This is a genomic window from Herminiimonas sp. GW821-FHT09C12, assembly GCF_059416385.1.
Window position 1 is genome coordinate 1,831,597 of sequence record NZ_JBWKPC010000001.1, and the last position, 15,200, is coordinate 1,846,796.

The 15,200-nt window shown below is 50.2% G+C and carries 14 protein-coding genes and 1 pseudogene; 9 read left to right on the top strand and 6 right to left on the bottom strand.

The features are described 5' to 3' along the window. Positions 1-79: 79 nt before the first annotated feature. From cmk to cysM, 7 genes are all read left to right on the top strand, one after another. Positions 80-757 carry a (d)CMP kinase gene (cmk, locus tag AC07N2_RS08675; protein WP_494777873.1) on the top strand — a complete coding sequence of 226 codons (678 nt, stop codon included), beginning with the start codon at positions 80-82 and terminating at the stop codon, positions 755-757. Positions 758-945: 188 nt separating this feature from the next. Continuing rightward, positions 946-2,625 (top strand): 30S ribosomal protein S1, encoded by a 1,680-nt coding sequence (rpsA, locus tag AC07N2_RS08680; RefSeq protein ID WP_076593557.1) that lies wholly within the window; start codon positions 946-948, stop codon positions 2,623-2,625. Between the two features lie 10 nt (positions 2,626-2,635). Further along, the gene (locus AC07N2_RS08685) at positions 2,636-2,941 is read left to right on the top strand and encodes an integration host factor subunit beta (RefSeq protein ID WP_011871954.1); all 306 of its coding nucleotides are present in this window, start codon (positions 2,636-2,638) and stop codon (positions 2,939-2,941) included. 131 nt (positions 2,942-3,072) lie between these two features. Continuing rightward, positions 3,073-3,387, top strand: coding sequence for a LapA family protein (locus tag AC07N2_RS08690; RefSeq protein WP_494777874.1), 315 nt, complete (start codon positions 3,073-3,075; stop codon positions 3,385-3,387). Positions 3,388-3,437: 50 nt separating this feature from the next. Then, on the top strand, positions 3,438-4,613 hold the full coding sequence (gene lapB / locus AC07N2_RS08695) for a lipopolysaccharide assembly protein LapB (RefSeq protein WP_494777875.1): 1,176 nt from the start codon (positions 3,438-3,440) through the stop codon (positions 4,611-4,613). A gap of 224 nt (positions 4,614-4,837) precedes the next feature. After that, positions 4,838-5,221 carry a ComEA family DNA-binding protein gene (locus AC07N2_RS08700; RefSeq protein ID WP_494777876.1) on the top strand — a complete coding sequence of 128 codons (384 nt, stop codon included), beginning with the start codon at positions 4,838-4,840 and terminating at the stop codon, positions 5,219-5,221. Between the two features lie 161 nt (positions 5,222-5,382). Then, positions 5,383-6,285, top strand: a complete 903-nt coding sequence (cysM, locus tag AC07N2_RS08705) for a cysteine synthase CysM (RefSeq protein WP_076593561.1) — start codon at positions 5,383-5,385, stop codon at positions 6,283-6,285. Positions 6,286-6,314: 29 nt separating this feature from the next. On the opposite strand, the gene AC07N2_RS08710 is transcribed toward cysM, so the two are convergent. Together AC07N2_RS08710 and AC07N2_RS08715 are read right to left on the bottom strand one after the other, a co-directional pair. Beyond that, positions 6,315-6,626, bottom strand: coding sequence for a hypothetical protein (locus AC07N2_RS08710; RefSeq protein WP_407928066.1), 312 nt, complete (start codon positions 6,624-6,626; stop codon positions 6,315-6,317). A gap of 406 nt (positions 6,627-7,032) precedes the next feature. Next, positions 7,033-7,605, bottom strand: a complete 573-nt coding sequence (locus AC07N2_RS08715; RefSeq protein ID WP_494777877.1) for a DUF1415 domain-containing protein — start codon at positions 7,603-7,605, stop codon at positions 7,033-7,035. Positions 7,606-7,760: 155 nt separating this feature from the next. Between AC07N2_RS08715 and AC07N2_RS08720 the strand changes: the two genes are divergently transcribed. Further along, on the top strand, positions 7,761-8,315 hold the full coding sequence (locus AC07N2_RS08720; protein ID WP_076594174.1) for a YaeQ family protein: 555 nt from the start codon (positions 7,761-7,763) through the stop codon (positions 8,313-8,315). A 42-nt stretch (positions 8,316-8,357) separates the two neighbouring features. Here the strand turns inward: AC07N2_RS08720 and mltB are convergent, their stop codons facing one another. Both mltB and AC07N2_RS08730 read right to left on the bottom strand, forming a co-directional pair. After that, positions 8,358-9,464, bottom strand: coding sequence for a lytic murein transglycosylase B (gene mltB, locus AC07N2_RS08725; RefSeq protein WP_494777878.1), 1,107 nt, complete (start codon positions 9,462-9,464; stop codon positions 8,358-8,360). 288 nt (positions 9,465-9,752) lie between these two features. Further along, positions 9,753-10,755 (bottom strand): annotated as a pseudogene (locus AC07N2_RS08730) (transporter). 321 nt (positions 10,756-11,076) lie between these two features. Here AC07N2_RS08730 and ylqF point away from each other — a divergent pair. Next, a complete protein-coding gene (gene ylqF / locus AC07N2_RS08735) occupies positions 11,077-12,027 on the top strand; it encodes a ribosome biogenesis GTPase YlqF (RefSeq protein ID WP_494777879.1) in 951 nt (316 codons plus the stop codon). Between the two features lie 105 nt (positions 12,028-12,132). Here ylqF and AC07N2_RS08740 read toward each other — a convergent pair whose 3' ends face one another. Both AC07N2_RS08740 and AC07N2_RS08745 read right to left on the bottom strand, forming a co-directional pair. Beyond that, complete coding sequence (locus AC07N2_RS08740) at positions 12,133-13,551, bottom strand: c-type cytochrome (protein ID WP_494777880.1); 1,419 nt, start codon at positions 13,549-13,551, stop codon at positions 12,133-12,135. Further along, entirely contained in the window at positions 13,548-15,200 is a 1,653-nt protein-coding gene (locus AC07N2_RS08745; protein ID WP_494777881.1) for a GMC family oxidoreductase, read from the bottom strand. The genes AC07N2_RS08740 and AC07N2_RS08745 overlap by 4 nt, the downstream gene beginning before the upstream one ends.

The window sequence follows — 15,200 nt, forward strand, 5'->3', positions numbered from 1 at the left end:
TTGCTGCATCTCGCCATGAATTTATTCTCCCAACGACTCTGGTCCTGCACCTTGGTTGTATTTTTGACACACTTCTGAAATGACATCCACTCCATCTTCCGCCATTCCGGTCATCACTATTGACGGTCCTACCGCTTCCGGCAAAGGCACAGTTGCGCAACTGGTCGCGACTGAACTGGGTTTCCACTACCTTGATTCGGGCGCTCTGTATCGCCTGACCGCCTTGTCTGCGCTGTATCGCGGCATTGCTCTGGATGATGAACAGGCTTTGGCTAAATCTGTGGAAACCCTCAATTGCGGCTTTAAAGATGGCGACATCTTCCTTGATCGTGAAAATGTCACGATGTCGATACGCGCTGAAGAAGTTGGTAATACAGCATCAAAAATTGCCGCTTTGCCGGCTGTGCGCAAGGCATTGGTTGACTTGCAACTGCGTTTTCGCGAAACACCGGGCCTAATTGCCGACGGGCGCGATATGGGTACCGTGATTTTCCCTGATGCGGAGCTGAAGGTCTTCCTGACCGCCAGTGCTGAAGCGCGGGCGGAAAGACGTTATAAGCAATTGATTGACAAGGGATTTTCTGCTAATATAGAAGACCTTCTGAAAGATTTGAACGAGCGGGATGCACGTGATGCAAATCGCGCAGTTGCTCCGCTCAAGCCCGCAGAAGGGGCATATTTGCTGGATACCTCGAATTTAACCGTGCAGCAGGCGGTAGATCAGGTGCTGGCCTGGTATGCAGATCTGAATAAATAAAGCTGTTTGTTTTAGAAGTACCTGGTGTCTGTCCAGACGCAAAGTCTGGCAGGCGTTGAAAAACCTAACCCATTATTCGTTCGCTTTGTTTTTTATACGGCAAATCGATTAACCACGAATTCTGGTCAACTTGTATTAATCATCTTATGACTACTGTTGTCACCTCAATCCAAGATACACCTGTTGGTATGGAAAGTTTTGCCGCTCTTTTTGAAGAATCGTTGTCACGTCAGGACATGCGTTCTGGTGAAGTGATTTCGGCTGAAGTTGTCCGCCTCGACCATAACTTCGTTATCGTCAACGCTGGCTTGAAGTCGGAAGCATTTATTCCAATCGAAGAATTCAAAAACGACAATGGCGAACTCGAAGTCAACGTTGGCGATTTTATTTCCGTCGCTATTGAATCCCTCGAAAACGGCTTTGGCGACACAATCCTGTCGCGCGACAAGGCTAAACGCCTGGCGTCGTGGCTCTCGCTCGAAAAAGCGATGGAGTCTGGCGAAATCGTTGTCGGTACCGTTAACGGTAAAGTCAAAGGCGGCCTGACCGTTTTGACCAATGGCATCCGTGCATTCTTGCCGGGTTCGCTGGTTGATACTCGTCCTGTTAAAGACACGACCCCATTCGAAGGCAAAACGCTCGAATTCAAAGTTATCAAACTCGATCGCAAACGTAACAACGTTGTGCTGTCGCGTCGCGCTGTCATCGAAGCATCGATGGGCGAAGAGCGTCAAAAACTGATGGAAACCTTGAAAGAAGGCACCATCGTTACTGGCGTTGTTAAAAATATCACCGACTATGGCGCGTTCGTGGATCTGGGCGGTATCGATGGTCTGTTGCACATCACCGATCTGGCATGGCGTCGTGTGCGTCATCCTTCGGAAGTACTCACCGTCGGCCAAGAAATCACCGCAAAAGTCCTCAAGTACGATCAAGAGAAAAACCGTGTATCGCTGGGCGTTAAACAATTGGGCGACGATCCTTGGACCGGTTTGTCACGTCGTTACCCACAAGGCACACGTCTGTTCGGTAAAGTCACTAACCTGACCGACTACGGCTCGTTCGTTGAAGTTGAACAAGGCATTGAAGGCCTGGTTCACGTTTCCGAAATGGACTGGACAAACAAAAACGTGGCACCAAACAAAGTCGTTCAATTGGGCGATGAAGTTGAAGTCATGGTTCTGGAAATCGACGAAGAGCGTCGTCGTATCAGCCTCGGCATGAAACAGTGCAAAGCCAATCCATGGGACGACTTCGCAGTCACCCACAAGAAAGGTGACAAAGTCCGCGGCGCGATCAAATCGATCACCGACTTCGGCGTGTTCATCGGTCTGGCTGGCAACATCGACGGTCTGGTTCACTTGTCGGATTTGTCCTGGACAGAAACAGGCGAAGAAGCTGTTCGTCGCTTCAAGAAAGGCGATGAGCTGGAAGCAATCGTGTTGGCAATCGACGTGGAACGTGAACGCGTTTCCCTCGGCGTTAAACAACTCGAAGGCGACCCATTCAACAACTTCGCTGCAATGAACGACAAAGGCGCGTTGGTTACTGGTACCGTTAAATCGGTTGAGCCTAAAGGCGCAGTGATCCAATTGTCCGAAGAAGTTGAAGGCTACTTGCGCGCTTCCGAAATCTCCCGCGATCGCGTGGAAGATGCTGGTACGCACTTGAAAGTCGGCGACACAGTTGAAGCTATGGTGATCAACGTTGACCGCAAAGCACGTGGCATCCAGTTGTCGATCAAAGCTAAAGACAATGTCGAAACGCAAGAAGCAATGCAAAAAATGTCGTCGGATTCGAACGCTGCATCCGGTACGACCAGCCTCGGCGCATTGCTGAAAGCTAAGCTCGATAACAGCAAGAACTAAGTAATCGTCAATGACAAAGTCGGAGCTCATTGCTCGCTTGGCTGAGCGTTATCCACAACTGGTAGCTAAGGATGCGGATTACGCGGTCAAAACCATACTTGATGCAATGTCTGATGCCTTGGCAACCGGACAGCGCATCGAGATACGTGGTTTTGGCAGCTTTGCACTCAATAGCCGCCCACCGCGTATTGGTCGCAACCCAAAGTCGGGTGACAAGGTGATGGTTCCTGAAAAACGGGTACCGCACTTCAAACCAGGCAAGCAGTTGCGTGAGCGTGTGGATGCGATGGTCGGGCAACCGATTATCGAAGACTGAGTTGTTTGTAACGAAATAAGGACGGCATCTTCGGATGCCGTTTTTTTTCACGTACAATTTCGTTAATCTATTGCTGTGTCAAACTGGTCGGGTGTTTTTGCCTAGACCTGTTCAATAAAGGAATGAACGCCATGAAAATCTTGCTCAGAATTATTGCGGTTGTACTTTTCATTGTGTTCTTCGGTTTCGCCTTAAAGAATACAGAACCAGTATCTCTACAGTTCTTCCTTGGCTACGAGATACGTGGGCCCTTAGTATTGCTGTTGCTTGGTTTTTTTGCCGGCGGTGCTGCATTGGGTGTGTTGGCGATGATGCCGACTTTATTCCGCCATCGCCGTGAACTAGCAAAGCATAAGAAGACGATCGCTGTGATACAAAAAGAAGTACAAGAACAAGCATTGGCGAAGTCACAGCCGCCACAACCGGATGCCGTGATTCATCTTTGAGTCGCGTGTCTTTTTTAATCATTTGATTACTCTCTACAACACAACATTGCATGGAATTTGAAACTTGGTGGTTGCTTGCCATTCCCGCCTTTTTTACCTTGGGCTGGATTGCTGCGCGCGTTGATATCAAACAATTGGTTTCTGAATCGCGCAGCTTGCCGCGCGGCTATTTCAAGGGTTTGAATTTCCTGTTGAACGAACAACCCGATAAAGCGATTGATGCTTTTATCGAGATCGTTAAATTGGATCCGGAAACTGCCGAATTGCATTTTGCCCTCGGTAATTTATTCCGTCGTCGAGGCGAGACTGAGCGTGCTATACGCGTGCATCAAAACTTGCTGGCACGTCCTGATTTGCCGCAAGAGCACAAGGTGCATGCGCAATATGAGTTGGGTCAGGATTATCTAAACGCGGGCTTGCTTGACCGCGCAGAAGAGACTTTCAATCTGCTGATCGATACGCAATACAGTGCGCAAGCACGCCGTGCCTTGCTGGAAATCTATCAGCGTGAAAAAGAATGGGAGCGTGCCATCGAAGCAGCGCAAGGCTTGCAGGAGTCGGGTGCCGGCGGACGTCAGAAGGAAGTGGCGCAGTTCTATTGTGAGCTCGCACAGGATGAGCTGGTCCATACGCATCCTGATGCAGCGATTGCCTTGCTGGAAAAAGCACTGGCAGCTGATCGTAAAAATGTGCGCGCGACTATCTTGCTGGGTGATGCGCAATTGGCCAAGGGCGATATCGAATCAGCATTGCTGACCTGGCGTCGTGTCGAGCATCAGAGCGTGCCGCATGTGGCTTTGGTAGCACAGCGCCTGATGGATGGTTATCGTGCCGTAGGGCGCGCGCAGGAAGGCGCTAATCTGTTGAAGTTCTATCTGGCTGAAGCGTCATCTATCGATTTGATCGATGTCGTATTCAAGGCAGTGCTGGAGTTGGAAGGTGTGGACGCAGCAACGCAATTGGTCAGCGATGAATTGCGCCGTACGCCTACTTTACTGGGACTGGATAAATTACTGGAAGCGCGTTTGATGGATGCGCCGCCGGAGATGCGCTCAGAATTGTCCATGGTCCAGAATCTGGTGCATGGCTATACGCAAAAACTGGCGCGTTATCAATGCAGCCATTGCGGTTTCAAGGCGCGTCAATATTATTGGCAGTGCCCAGGTTGCAGCAAATGGGAAACCTATCCGCCACGTCGTACCGAAGAACTGAATGTAATGAACTGATTTTCCGGCTATCTGATTACTAGCGATACAACTAATCAGATAGCCAAATTCCCCTCCAAGTCTTGCCTCTCAAGTAGCTCCCCCCAAAAGCAATTCAATTATCTAAATGACATTTAAATTTAAATGTTGTTATACTTCAACTAATTTATTGTGTATTTAATAATAAATTATGGCGCGTAGCATCGCCATTCCTAGCTTTCTCACAAACTGACTGGAGATATTTAATGTTAAAGAAATTGTTATTAGCTATGGCAGCAGTGCTTGCAACGATGAGCTTTGCGTTCGCGGATGTGGATGTCAATAAGGCAGATCAGGCGGCACTCGACGGTATCAAGGGCATAGGTCCGACTGTTTCGAAGGCGATTCTTGATGAGCGCAAAAAAGGCGGGAATTTTAAAGACTGGGCTGATCTGCAGTCGCGCGTTAAAGGCATAGGCGACAAGAATTCTGAAAAATTCTCGCAAGCCGGTTTAACCGTAGGTGGTGTCTCTAAGCCGAATACAGCCAAACCTGCAGCGAAGAAAAAGGATGTTGTGGCAAAAGCCGATACAGCTAAAGCTGCAGCCGCCAAACCAGGTGATGCGAAAGACAAAGCAGCTAAGCCGTAATAAAGAAACAGGCGCTCACAGTAGCGCTTGATTACACGAGCCCCGCCAATGCAAATTGCCGGGGCTTTTTATGGCGCGGACGGTTTTGATCGAGTTTGTACGCGTGATGGCAACTGCGATTAAAATGACGTTTTCCCAGACACAGTAGCCAAGCACTCACTATGCAATATTTGACCATTGAAGACACCATCGGCAACACACCTTTAGTGCAAATCAAACGACTGGCCGGCGAAGACGCTGCGCGTCGTAACAACATTATTCTCGGCAAGCTTGAAGGGAATAATCCGGCAGGTTCGGTCAAGGACCGACCAGCCTTGTCGATGATCAAACATGCAGAAGAGCGCGGTGATATTAAGCCAGGCGACACTCTGATCGAAGCGACTAGCGGTAACACCGGTATTGCGTTGGCGATGGTGGCGGCGATGCGCGGCTACAAGATGATTTTGCTCATGCCAGAGAACCTGAGCGAAGAGCGTCGTCAGGCGATGGCCGCATACGGTGCGAAGATCGTGTTGACGCCAAAGACCGGCGGTATGGAATATGCCCGCGATCTGGCAGAGCAAATGCAAAAGAATGGCGAAGGGCTGATTCTTGATCAATTTGCCAATCCCGATAATCCACGTGCGCATTACGAAACCACCGGGCCGGAAATCTGGCGCGATACTGGCGGGAAAATCACGCACTTTGTCAGTGCAATGGGCACCACAGGTACGATCATCGGTGTATCGGAATATCTGAAAGAACAGAATCCTGATATCAAGATCATCGGCGTGCAGCCAGATGAAGGCTCACAGATCCCAGGAATCAGAAAATGGCCAGAAGCCTACCTGCCAAAAATCTATGATTCGAGCAAAGTCGACCAGCTTGAATACGTCAGCCAAGCTGTTGCCGAACAAATGGCACGTCGTTTGGCGATAGAAGAGGGGATTTTTTGCGGGATTTCAGCTGCAGGCGCGTGTGAGGTTGCGCTCAGAATTTCTCAAACTGTAGAGAATGCAACAGTAGTCTTCATCGTCTGCGATAGAGGCGATCGTTACCTTTCAACAGGCGTATTCCCGGCCTAAACCGGAAATACGCTGTCTATACGGCAGTATTACTCGTGCGATTCGGTCGCAACGCCTTCTTTAGGCTTGAATTGCTTGTCGCTGATACGGAATTTATCGCGACGATCGCCCATCAGAATACGCAAATCGCGAATACTTAAATCGCTTACCTCGTGCATGCGAATCAGCAAGGATGCGCCTACCGGCAAACGACGGTGGCGAATTTTGCTGATTACTGGCGGGGCGACTTCCAGTGCGCGCGACAGAGCCGCATCATTTTTCAGATGCAGTCTTTCAATCAACGAGTCCAGCAGATGATTGGGATCGTACGCAACTTGATCTGCGAGTCGGTTACTAGTCATTTGGCTATCCGGAGTAGTCATAATATCTTCGATTTTAAAATGTCAAACGTGGGATCGGGAAATGCAAATTGTGTTGCAATTTCGACGGCTACTGATTGGAGTCTTGTCACATTAGTAAAGTTGCAGGCGGCGACGACTTTTTCAAGGCTATATATGAAAAAATTAACTATATGCAATCAATATAGCAAGAAATTTCAAAAAAGCAATTACAACTCAGTGTACTTTTGGCCTCACAATTGGCTAAGAGTTCCATCAAACAATCTTTTCTTTTTGAGAAAAGTAGCGTTATTGAAATTTTATTCTTTTCTGTCCAAATTCACCAAAAAATCCTTAAAAATCAATGCTTGTTGTTGTTTTAAGGAATGTTTATTTTTGACAACATTCTCTGTTAAATAATACTTGTATGTTATTTCGCGTTTGGGTGCGGCGGTGTGGCCAAATGTAAATTTTGCCAACCTTCTATTCCGAGCCGACGCAGGGTTTCCATGTTCTTTTCGTATATATCTTCCGCTTCCGGGAAGGCATCGACGGCGCGTTCGATGCTGGATTCACGCAATAAATGCAAAATCGGGTAAGGCGAACGATTCGTGTAGTTTTCTATATCGTCGGCCTTGGTTCCGGCAAATTGGTAGTCTGGATGGAAGCTGGCAATTTGAATTTCGCCATCTAATTCCAATTTCTCGATAGCGGCATCGGCAAGGTCGAGAAAATCGTTGTAGTCCAGAAAATCTCCCAACACGTCCGGCAGGATCAGCAACGTCGTATCAATGTCAGCAGGATCGCTGGCTTGCAAAATTTGTAATTCCGCTTCCAGTTCCTCCAGCAAGGCATCCACTTCAGTGGCTGGGCTGACGGTATAGCGGATTTGTTTTTTGACATAGACGGACTTGGCAAATGGGCACAGATTCAAGCCGATAACGGCTTTTTCTATCCACGCTTGCGTGGTCGCGACAATTGCATCGTGTTGAGTTGTTTGCATGCAGGACATCCTGTTATTAGTCTTCTATTTTAAACGTTTGTAGTAATTTCCATGTTACTGCCGTGTCAGTTAAAAAATGTCGCCATGCGCTAGGCGGATCGGCTATTCTTGCCACCGTTCCGCGCTATCGCGACATTTTCATCAAAGTAGAATTCATGGCACTTAAATCAACTATCTTCAAAGCCGATCTGCAAATTGCCGATATGGACAGGCAATACTACGATGGCCACACACTGACGATTGCGCGGCATCCATCGGAAACGGATGAACGCATGATGGTCAGGATTCTGGCCTTTGTATTACACGCCAATGAGGCGCTTGCATTCGGTAAAGGCTTGAGTGCGGATGATGAACCTGACTTGTGGCAGAAGGATTTGACCGGCGCGATTGATCTCTGGATAGAAGTTGGTCAGCCAGACGATAAGCGCATCATGAAGGCTTGCGGTCGTTCCAATCGCGTCATCATCTATAGCTATAGCAGCATGAGCAATATCTGGTGGAATCAAATCGCCAACAAGGTCGACCGTGCAAAGAATCTAAGTGTATTTAATCTGCCGGCAGCAACAAGCCAGGCACTAGCCAAACTTGCACAGCGCAATATGCAGTTGCAATGCACGATCCAGGATGCACAAGTCTGGATTAACGGCGATGGCGAATCGATCCAGATTGATTTGACTTGCTTGAAAGCGCCGGCGAACGCAGCGCGCTGATCAGTAGCCGCCAACAGCGTTGGTCGGCTACTGTATTACTTCTTAGGGATTGCGCGCCGCGCGTACTGCGCGACTCAGATCAATTACGGACATCGCATAGAAGAAGCTGCGATTGTATTGTGTGATCGCAAAGAAGTTGGGTGCACCCAGCCAGTATTCACTAGCATCGGCACCATTCTGTAAATCCACCAGACCGAACAGCATATCGGCAGGTGGTTCAACCAACGGCGTCACGCCCGCTGCTTTCATTTCTGCCACAGTGAATTTCGCTTCCAGTCCCTGACCGATAAAGCGTTGCCAGTTCTCCGTCATATCTACTTTGGCAGGGAAGACAGTCGGCTCACCTGCACGCCAGCCGTGCTTCACTAGAAAGTTGGCGACGCTGCCGATTGCATCGACTGGCGAGTTGCGCAGATCGATGTGGCCATTGCCGTCGAAATCAACTGCAAATTTGCGTATGCTGCCGGGCATGAATTGCGGCCAGCCTATGGCACCTGCATAAGAGCCAAGTAACGAAAATGGATCAATGTTCTCATCGCGTGCAAACAGCAGCGTGTTCTCCAATTCGCCACGGAAGTAGTTCATGCGTGCGGTGCGATTTGGTGTTTCTGGATAGGCAAACGCGAGCGTTGTGATCGCATCCATCACGCGGAAGTTGCCGGTATTGCGGCCATAGACGGTTTCTACACCGATGATGCCGACAATGATTTCTGCCGGTACACCGTACTGCGCTTCAGCGCGAGCCAGCGCGTCTGCATATTGATTCCAGAAGGCGACGCCGGCATTGATGCGGACAGGTTCGACGAAGCGGGCGCGATAAGCGGCCCAGTTTTTCGGCTTGCCTGGTGGCGCCGGTTTCATCAACTGTATGGCGCTGTCGACGTAATGGGTTTTGTTCAGAGTCGCTTGCAACTGCCGTTTGTCGAAGCCGTTCTTCTCCACCATTTGGTCTATGAATGTGGAGACGTCACCCCATTGCGAGAAATTAGCGAACTCATCGCCTTGCACGGGTTTGACGACTTTCTTGGCTTTAGCTACTGGCGCTGGCTTCTTGTTGGTATCGGTAGCAAAGGCGCAACCGCTCAGGGCAAGAACGGATGATAGGGCGAGCAGCGAGGCAGATCGTTTGGAGGGAAACGGAAATTTCATCGAATTATGTATTGAGGAATGATGTGAGTGTGGACAGCATCTGGCGCGCGATAGTTCAGTAGAGCAAGTAATCATACTGAACAGAGATGCGGCCCTTTAAGTGCGTGGCCGAATTACTTTGTTGCGCTGGTCTGCAGCATTATCGCTAGCTGCTTGATGTTACCGAAGGCGGACAGACGTAGCAAATCCTTTTGCTTGCCCGGCTTGTAATTCAACGTGTATTGAATCTGTGGTGTTGGATTGTTGTGTAAAGCCTGACTTTGCTTTGTAGAGATGCGGTGTGGGCTTTTAATCCTGCTTCTGCTTGCGTATGACAAACCAGCCCGCCACTACGGTGAAGGTGGCGACTATGCCAGCGACGATCCAGAAGCCGTAGGAGTGTTCCGCCAGCGGTATGCCGCCCACATTCATGCCGAGCAGACCGGCAATAATGTTGATTGGCAATGCCAATACCGTGACGATGGTCAGCACGTACAGGCTGCGATTATTTTCTTCATTGACCTGCGCGGCGATTTCTTCCTGCAGCAACTTGATGCGTTCTTGCAGCGAACTCATGTCACTCAAGACGACGGAGAATTCTTCTGTCGATTGTCGTAATTCTTGGGTATCTAGTTCTGCAACCCAGTTTGGTGGTTTTTGCAGCAGACGGAACAATGCGGCTGGTTCCGGTGCCAACAGACGTTGCAGGCGAACCAATATGCGTCGCAGCGCGCCGAGATCAGTGCGTTGCTTGTTCAAGCGACCAGCGAGTAAATTGTCTTCTACCTTATCGATGCGTGCGACGGCATCGCGCACGATCTTGACCAATACATCAGCTTGATCGCGCAGCAGATGAATCAGTAATTCGACCGATGAACGTATCGTGTCGCCGCCTTCGACTGCTTGGCGTAGACGTTCAATGGACTTCAAAGGAGTTCGACGTGTGCTGATGACAACATGCTGCGTGACGCTTAGCCACAAGGTGGCGATATCAGCTGATTCGAAGGAAAAGCTGTGCAGGACATCATTGACGACAGCGATCAAAGTGTTATCGGCTAACTCAATGCGGGTGGAACGTGAGCCGTCGTGTAGCGCTTCGTTGAATTCATCGACCACACCGGCATGCTCGATGATCCATTTTTCGCTGGCGGTATTGCTCAGGTTGAAGTGGGCGATATTCTGATTTCTGGTTTAACCATTCCAATGCCTGATTGGAGTTAATCAAACTCGCAGGCAAGTCTGGTTTGAATAAAAATCCCCAGATCAAGCCGGATTGATCTGAACCGTAGGTCAAGCCGCTGGTGCTTATCATCGTTTATTCAGTGAGGGGAAAGCGATGCCGGCAGACGGTTGCGCGTCATGCGAGGGATAAAAGGGGCGAAGGAAGTGCACGATAGACAAGTTTGTTGCAATGTCGATATGAGCAAAAGCATCGCAAAGGAATTGGTCGGGGCCTTTATTGCGCCGGTCCCCGTTGGCGCTGCGGAACATAGTCTGCATGCTGGATATGACGTGTGTATGACATTTTGGGCTGATTAATGCCTAGAATATGACGAAAGGAGGCGCGGCTTCCTCTCGGAGGAGGCTGTGAGCGAGTAAAATAGCGGCTTGCTTCCTTAAGATAAAGTCACGCATGTCCATACAATGGTACCCAGGTCACATGAACGCCGCCCGCAAGAAGGCGGCGGAAGCCATGGAAAAGACCGACATGATCATCGAGGTGCTGGACGCGCGCGTACCGCAAGCGAGCCGCAATCCGATGATCGAAGAGCTGCGCACGTTTCGCCAGCGGCCTTGCCTCAAGATACTCAACAAGAGCGATCTTGCCGATCCTATTGCTACGCAAAAATGGTTGGATTTTTATAACAAGCAGAAGGGTGTGCACGCGGTTGCCTTGAGTTGCAAGAAGCCATCCGACGTCGCCAAAATCCCTGGCTTGAGTTTGAAGATTGCTCCGCATCGCGGCACAGCACTGAAGCCGTTGCGCATCATGATCATGGGCATTCCTAACGTCGGTAAATCGACGTTGATGAATGCATTGCTCAAAAAGCGCGTTGCCAAAGTAGGCGATGAACCGGCAGTGACCAAGATGCAGCAGCGTCTGTATCTCGGCAATAACATGGTGCTGACCGATACGCCGGGCATGATGTGGCCAAAGATTGAACATCCTAGCGACGGTTTGATGCTGGCAGCCAGTCACGCGATTGGTAGTAACGCGCTGATTGAAGAAGAAGTCGCGACCTTTCTGGCAGACATCATCTTGATGCACTATCCAAAATTGCTGACTGCACGTTACGGCTTTCCTACTGAAGGTATCGATGGCGTTAGCGTGATCGAAGGTGTGGCCTTGCGTCGCGGTTTCCGCATCAAAGGTGGTGAGCTCGATCTGGAAAAAGCAGCGCACACCTTTTTGCAGGATTACCGCACTGGTGCCATCGGTCGCATCAGTCTGGAAACGCCGGAAAGTCGCATCGCCTTGCTGGCGAGCTTCCAACCACCACCATCGTTAAGCGATGTAAAAGACGATAGTGAAGAAGATGCGCCAGAAGAAAATCGTGACGATACGTTTTCACGCCGGCGTTAAATAAGTCTCGGAAATCAATAACAAAAAACCCGCAAGGTTTAAAACTTGCGGGTTTTTTTATGGCTATTGAATTAAGTTGATAATGCCGCCGGCAGCATTGTCTTCTTACGTTGAAGGAGTATTGCGACGTCTACGTCTCATGAATAGCAAGAGCACGGCGAGGATCACTATGGCGATAGCTGCGATTCCTACTTGTGCAATAAAGGCCAGATTGGACGCGCCACCACCGGCACGTAAAGTCTTGACCTGGTCGACAGTGACGGTGCTGGCTGGATTACCGTATTGCTTGATCAGATATGTTCCCAGCGTTGCTATCTGTTGATCCGAGAGTGTATTTCTAAAGCCCGGCATCAGTGTTTCTTCGGTCCCCGTTTGTCGTTGTATGCCATCGAGCATCACCATCACCAGATTGTTGGAGTTGCTCCTGCCTAGTGCGGTGTTGTGAAACAGCGGCGGTAAGCCGCCATCAAAACTGCCTTGTGCGCTGGCTTGGTGACAAGTGGCGCAATGTGCATCGTAGAGTTGCGGACCGGTCATTTGATTCAAGTCTTTAGGCAAGGGCACGCCACGAATAGTGTTGAGTTCGTTTTTCGCAGATCCCCATGCGTAGACAGGACGACTGTCGGCTGCATCATGTACAGCAGGTACGCTCTTTATGTAGACGGCAATCGCGCGCAAGTCTTCTGCCGTTAAATGACGCAGGCTGTGATCAATGGCTTCTGCCATTGGTCCCGATGCCTGGCCTTTGTCGGTAGCACGGCCGTTTTGCATATAGTTCACCAACTCTTGCTCGCTCCAGCCGCCAATACCACTGTTGGCATCCGATGTGATATTCGGCGCGTGCCATACGCCTACATCGCCACCGGCTAATTCCTTCGAAATATTTTCCGCCATCATCATGTTGCGCGGCGTATGACAAGTGCTGCAATGTGCGAGTCCACGTGACAGATAAGCGCCACGATTCCATTCGACGCTTTTGCTGCTGTCAGCAACGAAGGGTTTACTATCGAGGAACAATATATTCCACGCTGCCATCGATAGACGGATGTTGAAGGGGAAGGGCAGTGAGGTACTTTGTGCTGGTGCGGCATCGACAGCTTGTACACCGTTCATGAAGTAGGCGTACATCGCTTTGGTATCGTCATCCGAGACCAGCGCGTAAGAGGTGTAAGGCATCGCCGGATACAGGCGCTGACCATCTGCACGCACACCTTTGCGTAGTGCGTTACTGAATTGCTCCAGTGTGTAGTTGCCTATGCCATGCGTCTTGGATGGCGTGATGTTGGTTGCAATGATGTCGCCGATCGGGGTCGGTAACGCCAGGCCGCCAGCCATAGCTTTGCCATGCGGTGTGCTGTGACAGGCAATACAGTCACCTGCTGTTGCCAGGTATTGACCGCGCTTGATCATGTCGGCATCTGCGCCCACTGCAGAGACGCTTTCAGTTGCAGCGTAGACATTCAAGCTGAGCAGCGCCAGTACGCTAGCGCCGAGAAAACCATGCAAACATAGTGGCGATCTCATGTTGGCTGCCTTTCTGACGTTGAGTTGTTCGCGGCAGATGGCGCAGGTGCCTTGTTTTGCTCTGCGAGTATGTGATGCACAGTACGCAAGGCTACTGCCAGTCCGGTTTCAGTTGAATTGCAGGTGGCAGCGGTTGGTAACAGGCCGGTGCCAGCGCAGTACAGATTCTCATGATCATGTGTACGCCCCCATTGATCGCACACCGACACATTGATATCAGTACCTATGCTGACCGTGCCGCAGATGTGCTGATTGTTCGCGAACATACCTTCTTTGCTGAAGCGCAGATTGGTAGCGCCCATCAATTCTGCAATACGTTTGAAATCCTGCTGCGATCGCTCATGTCCCTTGCGGGTGTAATCGTGGATTGCATAGTGCGCTTGCGGTTTCGGGATGCCCATGGAATCTTTTTCGCTAGCGAGCGTGACGCGATTTTCAGGGTCGGGCAACACTTCCAGCACGTTCTTGACGTTGAATTCGTGTGCAGCGCTGTATCGCAAACGTTTTTCAAATTCAACGCCGTAGACGCCAGCAGCAATCAATGATTTGGTGGCGCCATCGACACGCGAGATATTGGTGAAGTCGAGACGATATGCTGCATGCTCAGAACGAAAAGAACCATCGCGCATCGTGTTGATGGAGCTGGGACTTTGTGGTCCGCGACCGAGCCAGAGTTCTTCTTCGACATCGAAGGTCAGTGATGTGCTGGGGTGATCCATCAGATGACGTCCGACCATGTCGTGATTGTTGGCCAAACCTTTTGGAAATTTATCGCTGGCAGAAAGCAGCAACAGGCGCGGACTTTCTATGCCATTGGCTGCGACGATAAAGGTTTTGCCGGTGACACGATGCGTGTTTTTGTCTGGGTCGTAATACAAGGCAGCAGTAACACGACCTTTTTCATCGTGTTCCAGTTTGTAGACATTGGCATTGGCTAACAGCTTGGCACCGGCGGCTTCGGCTGAGGCTGCTGCAATACCGCCATGATATTGCGCATCAATAGGGCAAATTGGTTGACAGCTATTGTTGCCACAGCAAGCAGGTCGGCCAGCATAGCTGCGACTGTTGCGCGCGGTGGTATTGCTGACGACTGCATAGACTGGATCCAAACGTTCGCGCAAGCGTCGCATGGCATACGGTTCTGTGACTGGTTCCATCGGAAATGGTTTGTTGCGTGGTGAGCCGGTATTCGGCGCGCCGGATACGCCCATGATTTCTTCAGCTTCCTGATAGTAGGGTTCCAGATCGTCATAGCTGAACGGCCAGTCAACGCCAACACCATACAGACTATGTATCTTGAAATCGCTAGGTACGTTGCGCCATGCTTGTGCCGCCCAATGCCAGGTGGTACCGCCGACTTGGCGTATGTACTCCGCTTCGTAGGGATAAGGGCCCGCTTGCATGAAGTAATTATTGCTGCTCGGCTGATAAATCGGATGCGGTGCAGAGGGTACGGATGGGTAAGGTGACATCCAGTCGCTGCGACGCGGAGAATTTCTGAAGCGTGCGACAAGTTCGTCACGTGTTACGCGTGGGCCAGCTTCCAGAATAATGACCGATGCACCAGCTTGTGAAAGTTTTTGCGCCATCAAGGAGCCGATGATTCCGGAGCCGATGATGACAAAGTCTGCGGATAAATCGTTAGGCAT